Annotated in this window: 20 protein-coding genes; 10 read left to right on the forward strand and 10 right to left on the reverse strand. The window is 64.6% G+C overall.

Annotated elements, in window-relative coordinates; all coding sequences use genetic code 11:
* Positions 1-61: 61 nt before the first annotated feature.
* The 4 genes from PHLH3_RS15955 to PHLH3_RS15970 all read right to left on the reverse strand — a co-directional run bounded on the left by PHLH3_RS15955 (position 62) and on the right by PHLH3_RS15970 (position 4,074).
* Positions 62-1,111 carry a type III polyketide synthase gene (locus PHLH3_RS15955; protein ID WP_044402893.1) on the reverse strand — a complete coding sequence of 350 codons (1,050 nt, stop codon included), beginning with the start codon at positions 1,109-1,111 and terminating at the stop codon, positions 62-64.
* Between the two features lie 204 nt (positions 1,112-1,315).
* Positions 1,316-1,756: an OB-fold domain-containing protein gene (locus tag PHLH3_RS15960; RefSeq protein WP_044402896.1), complete on the reverse strand. Its 441-nt coding sequence runs from the start codon at positions 1,754-1,756 to the stop codon at positions 1,316-1,318.
* 12 nt (positions 1,757-1,768) lie between these two features.
* A complete protein-coding gene (locus tag PHLH3_RS15965; protein WP_044402899.1) occupies positions 1,769-2,965 on the reverse strand; it encodes a thiolase family protein in 1,197 nt (398 codons plus the stop codon).
* A gap of 26 nt (positions 2,966-2,991) precedes the next feature.
* Positions 2,992-4,074 (reverse strand): hydroxymethylglutaryl-CoA synthase, encoded by a 1,083-nt coding sequence (locus PHLH3_RS15970; RefSeq protein ID WP_213624869.1) that lies wholly within the window; start codon positions 4,072-4,074, stop codon positions 2,992-2,994.
* Between the two features lie 528 nt (positions 4,075-4,602).
* On the opposite strand from PHLH3_RS15970, the gene PHLH3_RS15975 reads away from it, so the two are divergent.
* On the forward strand, positions 4,603-5,205 hold the full coding sequence (locus PHLH3_RS15975) for a TetR/AcrR family transcriptional regulator (RefSeq protein ID WP_213624870.1): 603 nt from the start codon (positions 4,603-4,605) through the stop codon (positions 5,203-5,205).
* Positions 5,206-5,244: 39 nt separating this feature from the next.
* On the opposite strand, the gene PHLH3_RS15980 is transcribed toward PHLH3_RS15975, so the two are convergent.
* The gene (locus PHLH3_RS15980) at positions 5,245-6,129 is read right to left on the reverse strand and encodes a 2,4-diacetylphloroglucinol hydrolase (protein ID WP_213624871.1); all 885 of its coding nucleotides are present in this window, start codon (positions 6,127-6,129) and stop codon (positions 5,245-5,247) included.
* A 153-nt stretch (positions 6,130-6,282) separates the two neighbouring features.
* Here PHLH3_RS15980 and PHLH3_RS15985 point away from each other — a divergent pair, with 153 nt between their 5' ends.
* Positions 6,283-6,957: a CerR family C-terminal domain-containing protein gene (locus PHLH3_RS15985; RefSeq protein ID WP_213624872.1), complete on the forward strand. Its 675-nt coding sequence runs from the start codon at positions 6,283-6,285 to the stop codon at positions 6,955-6,957.
* Positions 6,958-7,043: 86 nt separating this feature from the next.
* On the opposite strand, the gene PHLH3_RS15990 is transcribed toward PHLH3_RS15985, so the two are convergent.
* Entirely contained in the window at positions 7,044-7,481 is a 438-nt protein-coding gene (locus PHLH3_RS15990) for a phosphotransferase system, HPr-related protein (protein WP_213624873.1), read from the reverse strand.
* 578 nt (positions 7,482-8,059) lie between these two features.
* Here PHLH3_RS15990 and egtB point away from each other — a divergent pair.
* Positions 8,060-10,174 (forward strand): ergothioneine biosynthesis protein EgtB, encoded by a 2,115-nt coding sequence (gene egtB / locus PHLH3_RS15995; RefSeq protein ID WP_213624874.1) that lies wholly within the window; start codon positions 8,060-8,062, stop codon positions 10,172-10,174.
* A 372-nt stretch (positions 10,175-10,546) separates the two neighbouring features.
* Positions 10,547-11,923: a hypothetical protein gene (locus PHLH3_RS16000; protein WP_213624875.1), complete on the forward strand. Its 1,377-nt coding sequence runs from the start codon at positions 10,547-10,549 to the stop codon at positions 11,921-11,923.
* Positions 11,924-12,011: 88 nt separating this feature from the next.
* Here the strand turns inward: PHLH3_RS16000 and PHLH3_RS16005 are convergent, their stop codons facing one another.
* From PHLH3_RS16005 to PHLH3_RS16015, 3 genes are all read right to left on the reverse strand, one after another.
* Positions 12,012-12,710, reverse strand: a complete 699-nt coding sequence (locus tag PHLH3_RS16005; protein ID WP_213624876.1) for a hypothetical protein — start codon at positions 12,708-12,710, stop codon at positions 12,012-12,014.
* Positions 12,711-12,887: 177 nt separating this feature from the next.
* The gene (locus tag PHLH3_RS16010; protein WP_213624877.1) at positions 12,888-13,190 is read right to left on the reverse strand and encodes a hypothetical protein; all 303 of its coding nucleotides are present in this window, start codon (positions 13,188-13,190) and stop codon (positions 12,888-12,890) included.
* A 59-nt stretch (positions 13,191-13,249) separates the two neighbouring features.
* The gene (locus tag PHLH3_RS16015) at positions 13,250-13,558 is read right to left on the reverse strand and encodes a hypothetical protein (RefSeq protein WP_213624878.1); all 309 of its coding nucleotides are present in this window, start codon (positions 13,556-13,558) and stop codon (positions 13,250-13,252) included.
* Positions 13,559-14,114: 556 nt separating this feature from the next.
* Between PHLH3_RS16015 and PHLH3_RS16020 the strand changes: the two genes are divergently transcribed.
* The 3 genes from PHLH3_RS16020 (at position 14,115) to PHLH3_RS16030 (ending at position 14,967) form a co-directional block, all read left to right on the forward strand.
* Positions 14,115-14,390: a hypothetical protein gene (locus PHLH3_RS16020; RefSeq protein ID WP_213624879.1), complete on the forward strand. Its 276-nt coding sequence runs from the start codon at positions 14,115-14,117 to the stop codon at positions 14,388-14,390.
* A 2-nt stretch (positions 14,391-14,392) separates the two neighbouring features.
* Positions 14,393-14,617, forward strand: coding sequence for a hypothetical protein (locus PHLH3_RS16025; RefSeq protein WP_213624880.1), 225 nt, complete (start codon positions 14,393-14,395; stop codon positions 14,615-14,617).
* A 122-nt stretch (positions 14,618-14,739) separates the two neighbouring features.
* Positions 14,740-14,967 carry a DUF2188 domain-containing protein gene (locus PHLH3_RS16030; protein WP_213624881.1) on the forward strand — a complete coding sequence of 76 codons (228 nt, stop codon included), beginning with the start codon at positions 14,740-14,742 and terminating at the stop codon, positions 14,965-14,967.
* Between the two features lie 145 nt (positions 14,968-15,112).
* Here the strand turns inward: PHLH3_RS16030 and PHLH3_RS16035 are convergent, their stop codons facing one another.
* On the reverse strand, positions 15,113-15,340 hold the full coding sequence (locus PHLH3_RS16035; protein WP_173175458.1) for a hypothetical protein: 228 nt from the start codon (positions 15,338-15,340) through the stop codon (positions 15,113-15,115).
* A 294-nt stretch (positions 15,341-15,634) separates the two neighbouring features.
* On the opposite strand from PHLH3_RS16035, the gene PHLH3_RS16040 reads away from it, so the two are divergent.
* The 3 genes from PHLH3_RS16040 to PHLH3_RS16050 are packed head-to-tail and all read left to right on the forward strand — an operon-like array spanning position 15,635 to position 20,884.
* The gene (locus tag PHLH3_RS16040; protein ID WP_348529812.1) at positions 15,635-16,711 is read left to right on the forward strand and encodes an efflux RND transporter periplasmic adaptor subunit; all 1,077 of its coding nucleotides are present in this window, start codon (positions 15,635-15,637) and stop codon (positions 16,709-16,711) included.
* Complete coding sequence (locus PHLH3_RS16045; RefSeq protein WP_213624883.1) at positions 16,704-17,801, forward strand: efflux RND transporter periplasmic adaptor subunit; 1,098 nt, start codon at positions 16,704-16,706, stop codon at positions 17,799-17,801. The genes PHLH3_RS16040 and PHLH3_RS16045 overlap by 8 nt, the downstream gene beginning before the upstream one ends.
* Positions 17,798-20,884, forward strand: coding sequence for an efflux RND transporter permease subunit (locus tag PHLH3_RS16050; protein WP_213624884.1), 3,087 nt, complete (start codon positions 17,798-17,800; stop codon positions 20,882-20,884). Before PHLH3_RS16045 ends, PHLH3_RS16050 begins: the two co-directional genes overlap by 4 nt.
* The last annotated feature ends 141 nt before the right edge of the window (positions 20,885-21,025 follow it).

Below are 21,025 nucleotides of genomic sequence, written 5' to 3' on the forward strand. Positions count from 1 at the left end.
CTCTTCTAAGGAGCCGAAAAGGGTGGCGCGGGTTACCCCGCGCCACCGCGCCCGAGGGTACTCAGGCTGCCCATTCACCGAGTGCCATTTCGGCGGTGAAGCCCGGCCCGAACGCGGCGAGCAGGCCTTTGCTGCCGGGTTTGGGGGAGCTGTCGAACTGCCGGCGCAGGACGTCGAAGACCACCACGCTGGCGATGTTGCCGGCCTCGGAGAGGCTGGTGCGCGAGAGCGAGACGCGCTCGGACGGCAGGTCCAGGTGGCGGACCAGTTCGTCGAGGATCTTGCGGCCGCCGGTGTGGAAGATGAAGAAGTCGTTCTGCGCGCAGTTCTGCTGGTAGCCGGCCTGGTTGAGGCGCTCGATCACCGGGGCGACGTCCTTGATGGAGTTCATCACGGCCTTGTCGAGGGTGAAGTGGAAGCCGGTGTCCTTCACGTCGTACTTGATGAAGTGCTCGCTCTTGGGCAGGAAGAACGAGTCGGTGGCCTTGATGCGGAAGCCCTTGGCCTCGTCGTCGGCACGCAGCACGCAGGCGGAGACGGCATCACCGAACAGCGCCGCGGAGATGAAGGAGTGCAGCTTGGTGTCGTCCGGCTGGTAGCACAGCGAGGAGAACTCCAGGGAGACGATCAGCACGTGGTTGTCGGCCTTCAGGGTGGCGAAGTCGTGGGCGCGGTTGATGGCGGCGGCGCCGGCCACGCAGCCGAGCTGGGCGATGGGCAGCTGGATGGTGGAGTTCGGCAGGCCGAGGTCGTTGATCAGGTGGGCGGTGAGCGACGGCATCATGAAGCCGGTGCAGGAGGTGACGATGACCATGCGCACGTCCTCGGGCTTGAGGCCGGCGTTGTCCAACGCCTGGCGGGCGGCAGCGGAGGACATCTCGCGGGCGGCACGCTCGTAGACGATGCTGCGGTGGGTGAAGCCGGTGTGGATGGCCAGCTCGTCGATGGGCAGCACGAGGTGGCGCTCGTTGACCTCGGTGTTGAGGATCATGCGCTTGGCCAGGGCCATGCGCGGGTGGTCACCGTGGAGGTTCTCCAGGTGCTCGATCATCTGCTGCTGGGTGATCTTGTGTTGCGGGAACAGTACGTGGGGTTGGCAAAGAGTCGACATGTTGAATCCTCGTTGATCGTTCAAAATTCGTTCATTCAGTGGGTAGGAACCCGTTCTTCAGGCACAGCCAAGCCCGTCAGCGCTGGCGTGGGCCAGCACTTCCCGGGGGGCAGCGGCAGGAGAAAAGGGCGTAAACCGCACGCCGGAAAATGACGTTCTTGTTTTAGCTGCCACGGAGCCCTTCCGGGCCCCGCGGCAAGAGCCTCAGTGGTCGAGTACGAACTTGTAGGCGTACTGCCAGGCCAGGTTGCTTTCACGCACCTGCTTGCGCACCACCATCCTCACGCGCGCGCCGACCTTGAGCTGGGCCGGGTCGACGACATCGACGATCTCGGAGGCGATCACCAGGCCGTCGTCCAGCCGCACCATGGCGATGTGCCGGGGCACCACTTCGCCGTAGCCCATGGCCGCGAGGATCGGGTTCTCGGCGTTGGCCATGACTTCGATATGGCCGGTGCGCTCGCAGCGGTAGGCGCTGACCTTCAGCGAGTTGCAGGCGCCGCAGACGGTGCGCCGGGGGAAGAAGATCTCGTGGCATTCGTCGCAACGGCTGCCTTCGAGCCGGTACTTGCCGCCGTGCTCGCGCCATTCGCGGAGCATGCTGGCGGTGGTCATCCGGTGGATCTGTTCGGGATAGAGAGACATGGTCGACACTCCTCAGTCGTTGGCCAGGACGATCACCGAGTTGTGGGCGGCGTAACCCCCCAGGTTCTGCGAGACGGCGATACGGGCGCCGGGAACCTGGTTGGTGGACTCGCCGCGCAACTGGCGGAACAGTTCGGTGATGTGCAGGATGCCGTCGGCGCCGGAGGCGTGGCCGCGTCCGATGTTGCCGCCGTCGGTGTTCAACGGCAGTTGGCCGTCCAGGGCGATGCCGCCCTCGCGGACGAAGTCGCCGGCCTGGCCGGGTTTGCACACGCCCATGGACTCCATCTGGATGAGCCCGGCGCCGAGCAGGTCGTAGACCTGGGCGACGTCGATGTCCTTGGCGGTGATGCCGGCCTTCTTGTAGGCGATCTCGGCGCAGGCGATGGAGTTGGCCGAGACGGCCATGCCGACGTCCTGGGGCAGGCCCGGGTACTTCAGCGTCGGGTTGTGGTAGCGGGTGCCGTAGTAGTGCGACACGCCGGTGTAGGCGCAGCCCCGCACGAACACCGGTTTGTCGGTGTACTTGTGGGCCAGGTGCTCGGCCACGAGGATGGCGCAGCCGCTGGCCTCGCCCCAGGCGAGCATGGAGCCGCAGGCTTCGGTGCGCTTGAGCTCTTCTAGGCTGGGGATGGGGTGGCCGTAGCGGGTGGAGCCGGGGGTGTTGTGGGCGTAGATGCGCATCTGCCGGCCGAAGCTGGCGAGCACGTCGGCCTCGCGACCGGCGTAGCCGTACTTGTGGAAGTACTCGGCGGTGGCCAGGGCGAAGGCGTCGGTGTGGGAGATGCCGAGGAAGTAGTCGTACTCGCACTCGGTGCTGGAGCCGATGTACTCGGCGTAGTTGAAGTGGTCGGTCATCTTCTCGAAGCCGCCGCACAGGACGATGTCGTATTCACCGGAGGCCACCATCTGGTGGGCCATCTGGAACGACACCGAGCTGCTGGTGCAGTTGGCGGTGCTCATGAAGGTGGGCGCGGGGCTGATGCCGAGGGCGTCGGACAGGGTCGGGCCGAGGCCGCCGTATTCGGAAATGCCCTCGCCGTGGTAGCCGTAGGCGACGCCCTGGATTTCACGCGGGTGCATCTTGGCGGCGTGGATGGCCTCGTAGGCGGACTCGACGATCATTTCCTTGAAGGTCTGCCGGACGCGGGAGTTGCCGGGTTTCGGCGTATGGGCGGCCGACACGATTGCAACGCGACGTGCAGTCATGGTTGTGCTCCTTGCAGTACGGGCGGTCAGAGGTAGGCGGTCAGGGCGTAGTCGGCGCGCAAATACTTGAATTCGTATTTGATCGACGTGCCGTAATCCACGTACACCTTGTTCTCCAGCACCTTGCGCAGCGGCTTGGTGCGCTGCTGGTAGGCGAGGATGGCGTCGGTGACCGTCAGCGCGATGGCATCGCTGCCGGCGCCGAACCCGTACGACGAGAGGAGGATCTTCTGCCCCGGCCGTGCCTGGTCGAGCACGTTGATCAACCCCAGCAGCGGGCTGGCCGAACCGGTGTCGCCGACGCTGCCGGCGTAGATGCCGGGCTCGATCTGGCGCGGCTCGAAGCCCAGGTGGCGACCCAGAGAGCGGGGGGTGGAGACGAGGTTCTGCTGGAACACCGCGTAGTCGTAGTCATGGCTGGAGGTGCCGAGCTTCTTGAACAGGCCGTGCACGGCGCGGGCGGTCTGCTCTTCCAGGCCGATGCTGTTCTTGTCGGAGCCCAGCCCCATGCCGGAACGGATGTAGCGTTCGCCCTGGGGGCGGATGTTGTCGGCGACGTCGGCGGCGCAGGAGAAGCTGCCGTCGAACTCGGCGATCAGGTTGTCGCGGCCCAGCAGCAGCGCGGCGGCACCAGCGCCGGCGTAGGCTTCTGTGAGGTCGCCCGGGGCGGTGTTGCGGTTGATGGTGTCGGCGCCGATGGCCAGGGCGTTGCTGGCCATGCCGGAGGCGACCAGGGCGTGGCCGATCTGCAGGGCCGAGGTGCCGGACTTGCCGGCGAACTGGACGTCGGCGCAGAAGGCGTCGTAGCCGCTGCCGAGCATCTCCAGGATCACCGCCGCCGAGGCGCGGGATTCATAGGGGTTGGTGCAGGTTCCCAGGTACAGGGCGTCGAGCTCGGCGATACCGCCCTGCTCCACCGCCTGCTGGGCCGCGAGGGCACCCAGGGTGATCACATCCTCGTCCGGCTGGAGCACGGCACGTTCGGTTATCCCTAACTGATCCCTGACCAGTCTCAGGTCGGCGTTACGCCAGACGCTGAGCACGTCTTCGACTTTCAGGCGGCACACGGGCAGCCCGTAGCCGTAACTGACAATTCCTGTCTTATGCACGGTCGTATTCCTCTTGAGCACATTTTCATTGAGACAAGCCATCCCTTGCCGTCCGGAATGGGCAGCACGCAAATCACATCGAAAAAGGAGTACCTGCTTGTAGTTGTTCTGATAGGTGGGAACGACGCGATGTTCGCTCGCCACAGGTATCCGCGACGTCCGCAGGTTGTCACGGGCACCGACCACCGCCACGCAGCGCTAACGCTTGGGCGTGCTGCATTTCTCAGCGCATTGACGCTGCAAAGTGGCACTGCGTGAAAATCTCTTCGTCTTCGTTGCCTCTCATCAGAGATACGAAACGTGCCGTATCGTATTTAGGAAACAATTCAACAGCCGTCACCCAAAGAGAAAAGGAAACCGGTAGCCTTGGTTCTATCTGCCTGTGATATGTGACCGCCGACCCGATCCCCTCATCTCAAGAGGGATTTTGTTACAGAACAACTAACCGAAACGGTCCGTATCGTTTCGTAAAAACGAGCCTATACCTTAGAATTCGTTTGTCAATACATTTTCTATGGGGACTTTGCCTTGAATCGAACCCGCTCCAGAAGCTCCATCGGCTCGCTACGTAGCCCGCATGCGCACAAAGCCATCCTCAAATCGACGACAGAAATTCTGACGGAAAGTGGCTATGCGGGGTTGAGCATCGAATCCGTCGCGCGACGGGCCAGTGCCAGCAAACCGACGATCTATCGCTGGTGGCGGAACAAGGCAGCCCTCATAGCTGAGGTCTACGAGAAGGAAAGCGAGCAGGTCAGGGTTTTTCCGGAATTGGGCTCGTTCCGCGAAGATCTCTCCTTCCTGCTGCACAATCTGTGGAATATCTGGAGGGAAACCATTTGCGGCCTGGCCTTCCGCAGTGTCATCGCGGAAGCCCAGCTGGACCCGGAAACGCTCGAGGAGCTCAAGGACCAGTTCATGGAACGGCGCCGGGAAGTACCCAAGCGCCTGGTGGAAAATGCGGTGAGTCGCGGTGAGCTGCCGAAGGACATCAACCAGGACCTGCTGCTCGACATGATCTTCGGGTTCTGCTGGTACCGGCTGCTCACCGATCAGTTGCGCGCCGAAGAGGACATCGACGACTTCATCAACTTGCTGATCAACGGTGTCTGCTCCTCCCCCGCCACCTGAAGCAGGAACAGGACCCGCAGGGAACGCGGGTCGTCCAGGTCAGGCCGGATCGCCGGAGAACTCGCGGTAGAGTTCCGGCAGGAAACTCGCCAGGTGATTGAACTCGCACAGGTCGTGCACCGCGAACTCGAACGCCAGCTCTTCCAGACCGGCGGCGTCAAGGCCCAAGCCGGCGAGCAGGGCTTCCGCGCGCTCGGCGCCGGGGAACCGCGCCATCGACGGATGCGCACCGACCCAGTAGCGGCTGGTCAGCCACATCCCCTCTTCCGTTTCCTTGAACAGATGGATCATCAGCGACACCGGCACGTCCGGCTCCTGGGCCAGGCTCATCAGCGCACTGACGCTGCCGTCGATCTTCGCCTCGCGGTAGAGCGCCGGGTCCAGCCCCAGCTGCGCCGGCTCGTGGAAGTCGATCTTCAGGTCCATCAGCCGGGAGCCGACGTATTCCGTGGCACAGAAGCTGTTGCCGTACAGCCGGTGCCGGAAGCAGCGCTCGGTATCGCAGAGCTTATGGGCGTTCAGGCAGGGGTTCCTCACATGGGCGTAGGGGAACCAGAGCATGTAGCGCTCGGCCTCCAGCGGGTGCCAGAGGAACCACCACTCGAACATCCGTGCGCTGCAGCCCGGAAAGAACTTGCGGCTCTGGACATAGGCCATCGGCCCGCTCAACAGTGCGTACCCGGCCTCCGCGCTGGCGTAGTCCGGATCGAGCAGGCGATTGATGTCCTCCACCGAGGGGCTCAGCGTCTGCTCCAGGGGCAAAGGCCCCTGCTGCAGTAAACGCATGGCCGATAGCGGAACCCGCATATCGCCGCTGAAAAAGCGCGCATAGGGCTTGCCGCGGATCGCTTCGCGGTTGCGCAGGAACTGCTTCTGCATGGGCAGGGAAAAATAACTGAATGGCACCATCACGCGTGTTTGCATTGAAGTAACCTGCATCGTTGGCTCGATGGGATCAGGTGCGGACGGATCACATATCTCACCTTCCTGCGGGAAGGTGTCGGCCCCTGAGACGCTAGGACAGGCTAAAAGCAAAGTCAAATTTGAATTTAAACTAAGACGAAAAGAGTCGGTTCCATGACAACTACCGAGCAGCAGGCCCCCAGCCGGGCGCCTCGCCAGGACGGCCAGGCCACACGCCAGCAGATTCTCGAGATCGCCGGGCAGGTTTTCGCCGAACGCGGCTTCGCCAATGCCACCAGCAAGGAGATCTGTGCGCGCTCGCAGGCCAACGTCGCCGCCGTGAATTACCACTTCGAGGGCAAGGACGGGCTCTACACCGCCGTCCTGCTGGAAGCCCACCAGCGCATCATGACCCTGGAGACGCTGGAAGCGCTGACGACCAGCGAGCTGACCGGCGAGGAAAAACTGCGCCGCCTGATCACGGAGCTGCTGGCGAGTCTCGGCAGCCCTCGCCTGGCCTGGCCCGCCAAGGTGCTGGCGCGGGAGCTGTTGTCACCCTCCCCGCTGCTGCCGGCCGTGCTGAAGAAAGAATCCTTCCCCAAGGCCCTCGCCACCCGGCGCATCATCGGCGAGCTGCTGGGCCTCCCGGAGGATGACCCGGCCGTGCTGCGCAGCGCCGTGAATATCTTTTCGCCCTGCCTGTTCCTGCTGATCGCCCACGACACCCTCAGCACGACCGTGCTCCCGGGCCTGGATACGGAACCTCAACCGCTGCTGGAGCACATGCTGACTTACGCCCTGGGCGGGCTTGCGGCGATTGGCGAACACCGCCGCAACGGCGGCGCTTGACGCCCTTGACGAACGCCCGGGCTTTAGCCCGGAGCGACATCAAGGGCCTTCCCGGGCTGAAGCCCGGGCTACGTTTGGCGGCCCGGCTATTGCGCCTCGCCATCCCAGGGCTTGCCGTCCAGCGGTCGGGCCCGCGCTTCCTCGGCCTCATCCAGCCCACCGCCCGCGCCGATCTCGCCGCCCCTCACCACGGACAGATCCTTGTCCGCCGGCAATACGCCGCCCGGGTCACGGCCGACACGGGTCTCGTTCTCGTCGATCAGGGTCTCGGGGCTGAGGTCATCGGCGGAGACGCCGTCCTCATGCAGGCTGCGCCCCAGCGTCTCGCCGCCCGACATGCCGGCCTCCCGCACACGGCGGTCAGGGAACTCACGCTCCACCTCTTCCTCCGGGCGCAGGTCGCCCACGCGCCCCTGGCGCTCGTCCTTGCGGTCACTGAAATCCAGCTGCTCCATGGAGCCCATGCGGTCCTCGATGTCGTCGATCTCGCGAGGGGTATAGGGCTTGCGTTCACTGCTGCTCATGGCGGCTCTCCTGCTTGGCGTGTTCAAGGTGGACAGGCCAAAACCCGCAAAGATTCAGGCTTTTCGATGCCTGCACGCCCGCCACAAGCCAATGCCCAGGCAAAATCTAGAATTCACCTTAAGTATTAGAAATCAATAAATATCAATAGTTTAAGAGATATTCATAAAGTCGGAAGGCAGGAAATTCGTCGCCAGCCCCCCCTCAGCCCTGGGCGACGAGCCAAATAAGCAAGGCGCGACACGCGTTGCGTAGCGAGCACCTGTGGCCAGCATGAAATTCACAGCAACCAAGAAATTAAATACATATTTATCAATGTTTTATGAGCGAAATCTAAAAATAAAATAAAAATTTGCGCTCTTGGAGCGTGGCGTTGCCTGGCCCTTTGAGCCGGGCACACCCAGAGCTCGGAGCATGCCGCCGCCGCTCGCTCCGGATGGCGAAACCACACGAACTTTCCTCGACCCCAAAGCATCAGACCCTATGACCCCGCTCTTCGGGGCCTGCTGCCCTGCCTGCCGTTCGGGCATGCCATCACGCGCATCCAACAGTCCTGCCAACAGCACTGAGAGAGAGGCCGATGAACCGCACCACGCTGCTCGACCGATACCTGCAAGTCCGTAGCCACAGCGAATCCCTGGTGGCGCCCCTGAGCGAAGAGGACATGGTCGTGCAGTCCATGCCCGACACCAGCCCGGCCAAATGGCACCTCGCACACACCACCTGGTTCTTCGAAACCTTCCTGCTGGCGCCGAACCTCGCGGACTACAAGGTCTTCGACCTGGGCTTCGCCTACCTCTTCAACTCCTACTACGAGGCCCTCGGCCCACGCCAGCCGCGCCCCCAGCGCGGGCTGCTGACCCGACCACCGGTGTCGCAGGTCATGGCCTACCGCCGCTACATCGACGAACACATGCATGCACTGCTGCAGGACGGCATCACGGACGAGCTGGCCACCCTCGTGGAGCTCGGCCTGGCCCATGAGCAGCAGCATCAGGAACTGCTGCTCATGGACCTGCTGCACCTGTTCAGCCGCTCGCCCCTGCACCCGGCCTACGACACCCGCTGGCGCGAGCCGGGTGGCGACCGGCCGGCGCGCTTCGTCGCCCTCGCCGGCGGCCTGGTCGAGATCGGCCACGACGGCCAGGGCTTCGCGTTCGACAACGAGGGGCCGCGCCATCAGGTATTCCTGCCCCCGTTCCAGATCGCCGACCGCCTGGTGAGCAACGGCCAATGGCTGGCGTTCATCGAGGCAGGCGGCTACTCCCGTGCGGACCTCTGGCTCTCCGAAGGCTGGGCAAAAGTACAGGAAGAAGGCTGGGAAGCGCCCCTGTACTGGCAGCATGGCGAAACGGGCTGGATGGAGATGGGCCTCGGCGGCCTGCGCCCGCTGCAGCCGGCATCACCGGTGACCCACATCAGCTACTACGAAGCCTGCGCCTACGCGACCTGGGCGGACGCCCGCCTGCCCAGCGAAGCGGAATGGGAAGTCGCGGCGCGCGCAGGGCTGCTCGGCCAGGTGGAGGATTGCGCCTGGCAATGGACCGGCAGCGCCTACCTGCCCTACCCCGGCTTCCATCCCTCCGCCGGCGCGGTGGGCGAGTACAACGGCAAGTTCATGGTCAGCCAGATGGTCCTGCGCGGCGGCGCCAGCATCACCCCGGCCGGCCACGCACGGCCCAGCTACCGCAATTTCTTCTACCCGGCCCAGCGCTGGATGTTCTCCGGCCTGCGACTGGCCCGCGACGCCAGCGCCGACGAGCAGGCCAGCGAGCACGAAGGCTTCGCCGAGGACGTGCGCAGCGGGCTCGGGGCGCCGAACAAGAGCCTGCCGCCGAAGTACTTCTACGACGCCGCCGGTTCCGAGCTGTTCGAAGCCATCTGCCGCACCCGCGAGTACTACCCCACGCGCATGGAAACGGCGCTGCTGGGCGATATCGCCAGGGAGCTTTCAGCGGTCATCCCACCTGGCGCGGCGCTGGTGGAGTTCGGCAGCGGTGCCAGCCTGAAGACCCGCCTGTTGCTGGACGCGGCGCCGCAGATCGGCCTCTACCTGCCCATCGACATCAGCGAGTCGGCCCTGCGCAAGGCCACCGCCATGTTGCAGGGCGCCTATCCGGATCTCTGCGTACTGCCCCAGGTGGGTGACTTCACCCACTTGCCGCACCTGCCGCAGGCGGCCGCCTCCCGGGCACGGGTGGCCTTCTTCCCCGGCTCGACCCTGGGCAACTTCAGCCCGGTGGAGGCGCTGCGCTTCCTGCGCTCGGTGCGCCGCTTCCTCGGTCGCGACTCACGCCTGATCCTGGGCCTGGACATGCAGAAGGATGTCGCCACGCTGGAGGCCGCCTACGACGACGCCGACGGCATCACCGCACAGTTCAACAAGAACCTGCTCGCCCGCATCAACCGCGAACTGGATGGTGACTTCGACCTCGACGCCTTCGCCCACCTGGCGCGCTGGAACGCGCAGGACCGCTGCATGGAGATGTTCCTGGTCAGCCTTCACGAGCAGGACGTCCGCGTCGCCGGCCGGCGCTTCCACTTCACCGCCGGGGAGCGCCTGCACACCGAGTGCTCGCACAAGTACAGCCTGGAAGGCATCGCCGAGATGGCCGCCGAATCCGGCTGGCACCTCGCCCGCCACTGGCTGAGCTCGGAACCGCAGGTGGGGATATTCGTGTTGGAGAGTGGTTGAGGCTGCTGAGGGCACCTGAAGCTGGCAGGCGCTCGGCTCAGCCTCCTACACCAACGCCGTCTTCGCACATGAGCATCTGCCTGGGCGATCTCATCGCTACGATGCATGCCATTGCGACCCAGGCCGTGCCTACCGACAGCGGCATGGCCACCCCGTCACTGCGCCTATCACCGTGAAGGAACAGGCCTGAGCCTGATGTGCCAGCGGGCAATCTGCCGGTCAGGTTTCCTTACTCATCTCCCGCGACCCCTTGCAATACAAACACCTGCTGCACAACAGCGGAAAAAACCACTGACGCCCCCACCGGAAGGTGATCGACGGGGTCGCCCTAGCATCTGCGCTCGCCCTTTCACAGACACAAGGATGAAGCCGATGCCAGCCCTCAAAACCACGCTCCACGCACCCCAGCTATTGCTGCTGGCCATGCTTGGCGCCCAGGCTTCCAATGCACTGGCCGACACCCCCAGGCTTCCGCCGGGAAGCACCCTTACCGCCGAGTCCCATTTTGCGCCACCTGCCGTCCTGCGGCAGGTGCCGTTACCCGGCAACCTCCCCGCTACTCCCCCGGTCTCATCAGTACCGCAAGCGGCAGCGCCCAAACCTCCCATCAGCAGAAGCAACGGCCTGCAAGCACGCAGCAATGCTTACACCCCGTTGTGTACGTCGCTTTCGATCAACCAGCTGTACACCCTTTCCGGTGTGCAGCAAGGCGGCAGCTACTGCTACCACTTCGAAATCGGCCAGCATTCCAAGACCGAAGCCGTCGTCACCGAGCAGAGCCCAGGCACTGACTTCGAACTCTTCCTGTTGAGAGACATCGGCAACGGCAACCTCCGGTTGGTCGGGCATTCCAACCAACCCGGCAATGCGGACGAATCGATCCTCGCCGTCACACCTCCCGGTCATTACTACTGGCTGATGAACGCCCACGCCTCCGACGGCTCGCCCGTCGGCTTCGGCGCACTGGTCGCTGCCCCGATCGATGCCCATGAACCCAACGACAGCCTCGAGTCGGCCACCGTCCTGCCCGACACCCTGAACGTCATCACGGGTAACTCGGACAGTGCCTGGGACTACGACTATTACGCGTTCACCAGTGTTCGTGGGCAGACGCTGCGGCTCATGCTGACGGGGGAGGATTCAGGGACGAGCAATCGCTGGTTGCTGGAGGTCTACAACAACGGTGCCTGGCAGCAGGAGACCAAGGACATACGACTGAATATCAACGGGCTGCCAGCCAATGAGCGCCTCCAGGTTCGGGTTCGCCCCAACCCGGTAGTGGCGTGGACTCCCCATCTGCGCTATCGCCTGACTATTGGCTCAACGCCCTTCATGCGCAATCACTACGTCGAGGGAGAGTCGAATGTCCTTCGCATTCCATACTCCGCTCCATTGGCATACGGGCAGCGATACATGACGACACAGGCTTATAAACAGGTGAAGTGGTCGATGTTGCTGACAGACAGCACCGACACTCCGATAAAGGGGGTCACACCAGTACTCCACCTGTTACAGCGAACGCGTCTCGGGCAGGAGCCTTATATTTCGTATCCTGCAAAAACCGATATCAATGGATGGGCTCGTGGCACCATAAATCTGGGGACTTGTTATGGGGACTGGAGCACGACTTTTGTCGACTATTCGGGAAGTTACAGGAACACGTGGAAGACTGACTACAACTACGGCTCATGGTACCTAAGGCTTAACGAAGAACCGAGTGTAGGAGTCGGCAGCCAGAGAATTCCGTAGTTTTAGGGCATCTATGTCAACAGACACTTCTTAAGAGCGAGCGTTGATGCTTGAGCTTTGTGCGGGCTAATAAGCCCGCACATTCCAACTAGGCTGGCGGATGAATCCGTCGCTCGGTCCAGTGTCCATAACGTACGACACCCCATGAGAACAGATGGGCCTGAAGGCTGTTGTACTCAAGGGCTCTGACAACGCTCGAGAAATTGCTTTTGTCCAAGTGATAACGGCCGAACCCATCGAAGTCCACGTTCATATCCGACTCGATACGCTCGATGGCCAACTCCACATAACGATTGGCGTACTGCAGCAATTCGGTGGAAGCGTTCATTCGTGCAGACAGCCGTTTCGCCACATCATCCCTGAGTAAGCCATTGTGATTACTGACGATGATGTTGCCTGCGCTATCCACCGATATACCAACCAATCCGTCACGCATAACCGGCTCCCGCCCCGACAACCCTCTCAATATGCTGCCGTAGATCGCCTGAAACCCCGCATGCGCCATGTTCAGCTCCGCATCGATGATTTCCAGCGGACGCGCATTGTCCTTGGGCGGGCGCGTCACCTGTTCGATGGCCCATATCTCAAGATCGAAACTCACCTGCGGCTTCGTTGGCAATTGCGCCAACCGGTTGTAAGTATGACTTTCGATGACTCGATCCAGATCTTTCTGCGGCAGTGCCTCTGGCAGTGCCAGTGCTCGGGCCGACTCGCCCGCCTTGGCCACTTCGGCGACCCGGGTATCCGAGCGCATGAGCCATAACGGCAGGTTGCGCGTGATTTCCATGACGACCTCTCCTTTCTGGGGTGTTCCCTCAAGGTCGGCCGGTGTGTTTTTAAGCTGAGTGCGACGAGCGACTGGAACGTCCTATTCCCATGTAGGAACAAGACGCTCCAGTCGGAGCAGCCCGGGGGTGTGGGTGATGCAGCTCACCGGGCACGATCGGCACCGGTGGAAACAGCATCAGCCCGCCTGGCGGATCCCCTGCTCCTGGGCGCTGGCGAGCTTGACGATGCGCCGGCTGCCGCAGCCGGCCTGGAGCAGCACCATGTCCTCGAACACCTGCTTGCCCAGGCGCAACACGGCGCTGGGGTCCTGGTAATCGAGGTGGTTGAGCCCGGCCACGGTGAAGTGTTCATGGGTCGCCGGGTTATGCACGAAGAGGCTGAAGGTGCCGTCCGTGAGCGTCCGGCTTTCCACCCTGCAACTGGGGATGGCGCGCGCGAGCATCAGGTCCAGTTCCTTGCCAGACAGTGCAGTTTTCATCAACAGCCTCCTTGTTACGGTCATGCCGGCCGCGTGAATTCGGGCCGCGCGCAATGGGGTCAGAGCATGCGTACCGGGAACACCGATGCGCCGTCCACGCCCCTGATGGATGGCCGCTCGGCCATCACCTCGAAAATCGCCTTGTCCTGCCCGGGGTCCAGCGGCTCCAGTTCGATCAGCCGCGTGCGGTTCCAGTTCTCCGGTGCCGCCCCCACGAAGCTGATGTGCCCGGCGAGCCCATCCAGCGCCGCCCAGTCTTCGAACTGCGCCAGGCCGAAGTCGAGCGTCACCGCGCGCGGCTCAAGCCGCACGACGCCTTCGGACAGTGCGGGCGAGTACAGGGTCAGATGAGCGAGGGACGTGATCATCCTGATACCTCCGGAAGCCGGTGAGACAGGCTCGGAAAAGGTTTTCAACCCCCAGGGGAGCACAGGCAACTAGCGATAAACATGCCAATACAGGTTTTCTGCAACTTCCCTGCACCCCGTCGCCGCCCTGCACAGGAAAACCGCCACAACCTGATATCGACACGATGGCAAACCACCCAAAAAGCCGGGGAACCCGCGTCCTTGAGCGGGGTCGAGCCCATGCATTCTGCACGGGCGTTCTGCACGATTCGGGCGATTTGCAAGGTCGCGAACAGGCACGATGCGATGATCGGGGGCGGGCTGCACGCTAATGGTGCTCGTCGACCCCGCACGGGGAAGCGGCCGGGAAATCACCTGATATCAGCGCGTCATCTCGATGATATTGAAACCATTGCAGCGGACGAACGGCCTCTTCCAGCAGCGTAATAAGGCTGAACTCACACCCGCTCCCGGACTTCTCAATAGCAACTCACGCGTATCCCAACTTGAGGCCCGGTCGCTGCGGCATGCGTCGGGCTTCTTTTTTGGATGGACCCACCCGTACCTGGACATAGCCATGGCTTTTCAACCCTCAGCCGAAGAATTGCAGCAAAGGCTGGACGCCCGGCTGGACAACCACCTGTGCGTGGTCAAGTTCCGCGACGACGAGGTGGTGCTGTCCCTGCGCGACCTGCGCACCGGCCGCCTGACCATCGTCTCCGGCCTCTTCCCCCGCCACTGGGCCAGCCACGCGCAGTTCGAGGCCCTCAATAACCAGTTGATCGACGAACTGGAGCGCATGCTCGAGCAGGACCCGGGTGGAGGCGACGACGCCCTGCCGGAGGGCGACTGACCATGCCCCTCGCCCCGCTCGACGAGCCATTGCGCACCACCCTGCACGACGCCTCGCTGAACAATCAGGTGGCCTGCATCACGCTGGTCAGCGCCGCGCAGAAGATCGACGACGAAGAACTCTGCGAGGCCCTGTTCCGCACGGTGGCGATCCTGCGCAGCGAAGCCGAGCGCCTGGCAGCGCTCGCCAGGGAGGCTTCACGCGGACGCATCCGCTGCAAGCCCTGAAAGAGCACGCACCGGCACAAAGGCGGAACCTGTCCGGCAGCACCGGCTCTATAAGTCCCTGAGAGGCGCCTGGGGGCGCAAACGGCATCAAGACCGTCGACGTTAATGAACTGGAGATCCACATGGGCTGTTATCACATTTCCCCCACGGAAAAGGGGTGGGAGTTGCGCAAGGAAGGTGCGACGCGCCCGTCCAAGACCGCCAGCGAGAAAGCCGTACTGCTCGAGAGCATCGAGAGCTTCATGCAGAACCGTGCAGGCACGGTGAAGGTGCACGGGGAGGACGGTAGCGTCGAGCAGGAGCTGCGCTATCCGCCCACCCGGCGTTACTACGAGCCGTCGGACGACTAGCGCGCGTCACCGCCTCGCCAGGGTTGTCAGCGGCCTCTTGGCCACTGACCGCTGCCCGCGCCGAGAAACGCGACCGACCCGGGACATCCGCCTCACGCCTTGCAAGGTGAACGTCCCGGATCGGTCGCGTTGTCACATTCGAGGCTCAGGCGCGCGAGATGCCGGTGATGGTGATGCCGTAGCGCTTGAGCAACTGGATCGCCGGCTCGCGGCTGTGGTCCTCGCTCTCGGCGTACTCCCCGGCAGGCAGGTTGTCCTCGGCCCACGCCAGCAACTGGCGGTTGGCCTCCTCCGTATCCGGTTTGCTCGCCGCCTCGATGTCCAGCGTCGAGGTGTTGTTGTCCTTGTGGTAGGTGATGATCCAGTGCGCCATGTCGGTTACCTCGGCGTTGGCGGGTGTCTCTCTGCTGACTGGCGTCGACGACGATGAGTTCACTGCCAAGCGCCTTGCCGACTTGAACTTTCCTCCTGCCGCTTCCCTCGAATTGCCATCGGCGCCACCGCTTCGCTGCACGCTCGGCGCCATTCACGTCGCATTCGCCACCGGAGGCCTGGTCCAGGGATGAACCCGCTGCATACCCCCTCATCGAGGAACATTCGCATCGCAACCGGCCTCCTGGCCGCCTTGCTGTTGGCCGCCTGCCAGGAGCAGGAGACGCCCAAGCCCGTGCAGCGAGTCCTGGTGCAGAACATCGAGGAAGCCGATTTCAGCGCCGAAGTGCGCCTCACCGGCGACATCCAGGCCCGCGTCGAGGCGCAGCAGGCCTTCCGCGTGGGCGGCAAGATCATCGAACGCCTGGTGGACGTGGGTGACCAGGTCCAGGCGCAGCAGGTACTGGCGCGCCTCGACCCGCAGGAGCAGCGCAGCAACCTCGACACCGCCAATGCGGCCGTCACCGCCCAGCGCGCGCAGCTCAGGGAGGCCGAGCTGGCCTTCGAGCGCCAGCGCAAGCTGCTGCCCAAGGGCTACACCAGCCGGAGCGAGTTCGACCAGGCACAGGCCCAGCTGCGTGCCACCCGCAGCTCCCTGGACGCCGCCGAGGCACAGGCCGCCAACGCCCGCGACATGCTCGCCTACACCGAGCTGAAGGCGTCGACCGACGGCGTGATCACCAGCCGCCACGCCGAAGTCGGCCAGGTGGTGCAAGCCACGGTGCCGATCTTCACCCTCGCCCGCGAGGGCGAGCGTGACGCCGTGTTCAACGTCTACGAATCGCTGTTCGACCAGCAGCTGGAGAGCCAGGACGTGACCGTCGCCCTCCTCGGCCAGCCGCAGGTGACCGCCAAGGGCGAGGTGCGCGAGATCACCCCGACCATCGACCCGCAGAGCGGCACCCTCAAGGTCAAGGTGGCGCTGCAGGACGTGCCGCCACAGATGAACCTGGGTGCCGTGGTCACCACCCGCCTGCGGCCGCGCAGCGGCGATGGCGTCGTGCTGCCCTGGTCGGCGCTGACCAAGGCCGGGCGCGAACCGGCGGTGTGGCTGGTCGGTGATGACCAGCGGGTGGCGCTGCAGAAGGTCGGCGCGGTTCGCTACGCCAGCGGCAAGGTGCTGGTGGGCCAGGGTTTGCAAGCGGGCCAGCGGGTGGTGATCGCCGGCGGCCAGTTGCTGCACCCCGGCCAGCAGGTAGAAATCGCCCGCGCCGAACAGGCCGCCGAACCGGACAAGGCCGCAGCGGTGCGAGAGGACCGCGACGAGCCGGCGCCACAGCCCCAGGTCGAAGGGAGCGTGCCCCATGAATGACGCCACCCGCATCGCCTGCCTCCTGCCCCTCGGCGCCCTGCTGCTGGCCGGTTGCGGCGAGCAGGAACAGACGCCGCCCCCACCGCGCCCGGTGCTCAGCGTGGTGGTGGAGAGCCAGCGCCAGGAGAGTGTCGGCCGCTTCGCCGGCACCATCCAGGCGCGCTACGAAACCACCCTGGGCTTCCGCACCAACGGCCGCATCGCCTCGCGTGCGGTGGATGTCGGCGACAAGGTGGCCAAGGGCGCCCTCCTCGCCACCCTCGACCCCACCGACCAGCAGAACCGCCTGCGTGCCAGCGAGGGCGACCGCGCCAGCGCCGAAGCGCAATGGATCGACGCCCAGGCCGATGCCCGCCGCCAGGAGGAGCTGTTCGCCCGGGGCGTCGGCGCCAAGGCCAACCTCGACGCCGCGCGCACCCGCCTGCAGACAAGCCGCGCCAGCCTCGACCAGGCCCGCGCGGCGGTGCAGCAGGCCAGCGACCAGCTCGACTACACCCGCCTCACCACCGACTTCGACGGCGTCGTCACCGCCTGGCGCGCCGAGGCCGGCCAGGTGGTCGCCGCCGGCCAGGACGTGGTGACCCTCGCACGCCCGGAAGTGCGCGAGGCGGTGTTCGACCTGCCCGACGACCTCGTCGCCGCCCTGCCCGAGGACGCCACCTTCCTCGTCAGCGCCCAGCTGCAGGAGAACGCCTCCACCACCGGGCGCATCCGCGAGATGGCGCCCCAGGCCGACGCCGCCACCCGCACCCGCCGCGTGCGCCTGAGCCTGGAGCAGACCCCGGACAGCTTCCGCCTCGGCACCACGGTGCGGGTGGAACTGAGCAGCCCGGTGACCCCGCGCGCCAGCCTGCCCGCCAGCGTGCTGGTGCGTGCGGAACCCGGCGCGCAGGAGGACCGTGGCCAGGTCTGGGTGGTGGACGAACAGGCCGCCGTCGTGCACCGCCGCGAGGTGCAGGTGCTGAGTCGCGAAGGCGAGCACGTGCTGGTCGGCAAGGGGCTCGCCGATGGCGAGCGGGTGGTCAGTGCCGGGGTCAACAGCCTCAAGGAAGGCCAGGCAGTGAAACTGGATGAAGGGGATCGGCCATGAGTGATGCCAAGGGCGGCTTCAACCTCTCGGAATGGGCGCTGCGCCACCAGTCGTTCGCCTGGTACCTGATGGCGGTGGCACTGGTGATGGGGGTTTTCTCCTATTTCGAACTGGGCCGCGAGGAAGACCCGGCCTTCACCATCAAGACCATGGTCATCCAGACCCGCTGGCCCGGCGCCACGGTGAACGACACCCTGGAACAGGTCACCGACCGCATCGAGAAAAAGCTCGAGGAACTGGACAGCCTCGACTACGTGAAGAGCTACACGCGGCCGGGCGAATCCACCGTCTTCGTCTACCTCAAGGACACCACCGACGGCACCCGGATACCCGACATCTGGTACCAGGTGCGCAAGAAGATCGACGACATCCGCGGCGAGTTTCCCCAGGGCCTGCAGGGCCCGGCGTTCAACGACGAGTTCGGCGACGTCTACGGCAGCCTCTATGCCTTCACCGGCGACGGCCTCAGTTACCGCCAGCTGCGCGACTACGTCGAGCGCGTGCGCCTGGACATCCGCAGCGTCAAGGATCTGGGCAAGGTGCAGCTGATCGGCGAACAGGACGAGGTGTTCTACCTCAATTTCTCCACCCGCAAGCTGGCCGCCCTGGGCCTCGACCAGCGCCAGGTGATGCAGAGCCTGCAGGCGCAGAACAGCGTGACACCCTCGGGGGTGATCGAAGCCGGCGCCGAGCGCATCTCGGTGCGCACCTCCGGCGAGTTCCGCTCCCAGGCGGACCTGGAGGCGGTCAACCTGCGCATCAACGACCGCTTCTACCGCCTCGCCGACCTCGCCAGCATCCAGCGCAGCTACCAGGACCCGCCCACCTCGCTGTTCCGCTTCAACGGCGAGCCGGCCATCGGCCTGGCGGTGGCCATGCGTGATGGCGGCAATATCCAGACCTTCGGCGCGGCCCTCCATGCACGCATGCAGGAGGTCACCAACGAACTGCCGATCGGCGTCGGCGTGCACCAGGTCTCCAACCAGGCCGAAGTGGTGGAGAAAGCCATCGGCGGCTTCACCAGCGCGCTGTTCGAGGCGGTGATCATCGTCCTGGTGGTGAGCTTCATCAGCCTCGGCGTGCGCGCCGGCCTGGTGGTGGCCTGTTCGATCCCGCTGGTGCTGGCCCTGGTCTTCGTGTTCATGGAATACAGCGGCATCACCATGCAGCGCATCTCCCTCGGCGCGCTGATCATCGCCCTCGGCCTGCTGGTGGACGACGCCATGATCACGGTGGAGATGATGGTCACCCGCCTGGAACTGGGCGACTCGCGGCACGACGCCGCCACCTACGCCTACACTTCCACCGCCTTCCCCATGCTCACCGGCACCCTGGTCACGGTGGCCGGCTTCGTGCCCATCGGCCTCAACGCCAGCTCGGCGGGCGAATACACCTTCACCCTGTTCGCGGTGATCGCCGTCGCCCTGTTGCTGTCGTGGATAGTGGCGGTGCTCTTCGCCCCGGTCATCGCCGTGCACGTGCTGCCTGCCACGCTCAAGCACAAGGAAGAGAAGAAGGGCCGCATGACCCGCTTCATGGACCGCGGCCTGCGCCTGGCCATGGGGCACCGCTGGGCGACCATCCTGCTCACCGTGGCGCTGTTCGGCGGCTCGCTGTTCCTCATGCAGTTCGTCCAGCAGCAGTTCTTCCCCTCCTCCGACCGCCCCGAGCTACTGGTGGACCTGAACCTGCCGCAGAACAGCAGCATCGCCGAGACCCGCGCGGTGATGGACCGCTTCGAGGCCAAGCTCAAGGGCGATGACGATATCCAGCGCTGGAGTTCCTACATCGGCGAGGGCGCGGTGCGCTTCTACCTGCCGCTCGACCAGCAGTTGCAGAACCCCTACTACGGCCAGCTGGTGATAGTCGCCAAGGACATGGAGGCGCGGCATCGCCTCTCCGCCCGCCTCAAGCAGCGCCTGCGCGACGAGTTCGTCGGCATCAGCGGCTACGTGCAGCCCCTGGAGATGGGCCCACCGGTGGGCCGGCCGATCCAGTACCGCATCAGCGGCCCGGACATCGACAAGGTGCGCGAGTACGCCATGGCGCTGGCGGCGCGGCTGGACGCCAACCCCAACGTCGGCGAGATGATCTACGACTGGAACGAGCCCGGTCGCGTGCTGAAGATCGACATCGCCCAGGACAAGGCGCGCCAGCTGGGCCTCTCCTCCGAGGACGTGGCGCAGATGATGAACGGCGTGGTCACCGGCGCCACCATCACCCAGGTGCGCGACAGCATCTACCTGGTCAACCTGGTGGGCCGCTCCGAGGAAGGCGAGCGCAACTCGCCGGAGACCCTGGAGAACCTGCAGATCGTCACCCCCAACGGCACCTCCATCCCGCTCAAGGCCTTCGCCACCGTGGGCTACGAGCTGGAACAGCCGCTGGTGTGGCGCCGTGATCGCAAGCCCACCATCACCCTCAAGGCCAGCGTCCACGGCGACATGCAACCCACCGACCTGATGGCCAGGCTCAAGCCCGAGGTCGATAACTTCGCCGCCACGCTGCCCGCCTCCTACCGCATCACCCCCGGTGGCACGGTCGAGGAAAGCGGCAAGGCCCAGGGGCCCATCGGCCAAGTGGTGCCGCTGATGCTGTTCCTCATGGCGACCTTCCTGATGATCCAGCTGCAGAGCGTGCAGAAGATGTTCCTGGTAGCCAGCGTGGCCCCCCTGGGGCTGATCGGCGTGGTGCTCGCCCTGCTGCCCACGGGTACGCCCCTGGGCTTCGTGGCGATACTTGGAGTGTTGGCGCTGATCGGCATCATCATCCGCAACTCGGTGATCCTGGTGACCCAGATCGACGAGTTCCATCGCGAAGGCGCCCATCCCTGGGACGCGGTGATCGAAGCCACCCACCACCGCACCCGGCCCATCCTCCTCACCGCCGCAGCGGCCAGCCTGGGCATGCTGCCCATCGCCCGCGAAGTATTCTGGGGCCCCATGGCCTTCGCCATGATCGGCGGCATCATCATCGCCACCCTGCTTACCCTGTTCTTCCTGCCCGCCCTCTACGTCGCCTGTTACCGCATCCACGAACCGGACGACGACACGCCCCCGGCACGACATGCGCAGGAGGCGTAGCGGCGCCGTAGGGTGGACCACGCTTTACCGGTCCACCAATTGGAGCCATATCGAGCACCGCTGGTGGATGAAAAAAGCGTCATCCCCCCTACAGGCGTGCACCCACGAGGCTTGAGAGAGGGAGCGTTCCTGTAGGGGCGA

Source organism: Pseudomonas sp. Pc102 (genome assembly GCF_018408275.1).
Lineage (GTDB): Bacteria > Pseudomonadota > Gammaproteobacteria > Pseudomonadales > Pseudomonadaceae > Metapseudomonas > Metapseudomonas tohonis.

What these genes read in the sequence shown, in the direction of transcription:
- PHLH3_RS15955 (WP_044402893.1), bottom strand. Translation starts at nt 1,111, where the DNA reads ATGTCGACTCTTTGCCAACCCCACGTACTGTTCCCGCAACACAAGATC.
- PHLH3_RS15960 (WP_044402896.1), bottom strand. Translation starts at nt 1,756, where the DNA reads ATGTCTCTCTATCCCGAACAGATCCACCGGATGACCACCGCCAGCATG.
- PHLH3_RS15965 (WP_044402899.1), bottom strand. Translation starts at nt 2,965, where the DNA reads ATGACTGCACGTCGCGTTGCAATCGTGTCGGCCGCCCATACGCCGAAA.
- PHLH3_RS15980 (WP_213624871.1), bottom strand. Translation starts at nt 6,129, where the DNA reads ATGCAAACACGCGTGATGGTGCCATTCAGTTATTTTTCCCTGCCCATG.
- PHLH3_RS15985 (WP_213624872.1), top strand. Translation starts at nt 6,283, where the DNA reads ATGACAACTACCGAGCAGCAGGCCCCCAGCCGGGCGCCTCGCCAGGAC.
- PHLH3_RS15990 (WP_213624873.1), bottom strand. Translation starts at nt 7,481, where the DNA reads ATGAGCAGCAGTGAACGCAAGCCCTATACCCCTCGCGAGATCGACGAC.
- egtB (WP_213624874.1), top strand. Translation starts at nt 8,060, where the DNA reads ATGAACCGCACCACGCTGCTCGACCGATACCTGCAAGTCCGTAGCCAC.
- PHLH3_RS16000 (WP_213624875.1), top strand. Translation starts at nt 10,547, where the DNA reads ATGCCAGCCCTCAAAACCACGCTCCACGCACCCCAGCTATTGCTGCTG.
- PHLH3_RS16005 (WP_213624876.1), bottom strand. Translation starts at nt 12,710, where the DNA reads ATGGAAATCACGCGCAACCTGCCGTTATGGCTCATGCGCTCGGATACC.
- PHLH3_RS16010 (WP_213624877.1), bottom strand. Translation starts at nt 13,190, where the DNA reads ATGAAAACTGCACTGTCTGGCAAGGAACTGGACCTGATGCTCGCGCGC.
- PHLH3_RS16015 (WP_213624878.1), bottom strand. Translation starts at nt 13,558, where the DNA reads ATGATCACGTCCCTCGCTCATCTGACCCTGTACTCGCCCGCACTGTCC.
- PHLH3_RS16020 (WP_213624879.1), top strand. Translation starts at nt 14,115, where the DNA reads ATGGCTTTTCAACCCTCAGCCGAAGAATTGCAGCAAAGGCTGGACGCC.
- PHLH3_RS16025 (WP_213624880.1), top strand. Translation starts at nt 14,393, where the DNA reads ATGCCCCTCGCCCCGCTCGACGAGCCATTGCGCACCACCCTGCACGAC.
- PHLH3_RS16030 (WP_213624881.1), top strand. Translation starts at nt 14,740, where the DNA reads ATGGGCTGTTATCACATTTCCCCCACGGAAAAGGGGTGGGAGTTGCGC.
- PHLH3_RS16035 (WP_173175458.1), bottom strand. Translation starts at nt 15,340, where the DNA reads ATGGCGCACTGGATCATCACCTACCACAAGGACAACAACACCTCGACG.
- PHLH3_RS16045 (WP_213624883.1), top strand. Translation starts at nt 16,704, where the DNA reads ATGAATGACGCCACCCGCATCGCCTGCCTCCTGCCCCTCGGCGCCCTG.
- PHLH3_RS16050 (WP_213624884.1), top strand. Translation starts at nt 17,798, where the DNA reads ATGAGTGATGCCAAGGGCGGCTTCAACCTCTCGGAATGGGCGCTGCGC.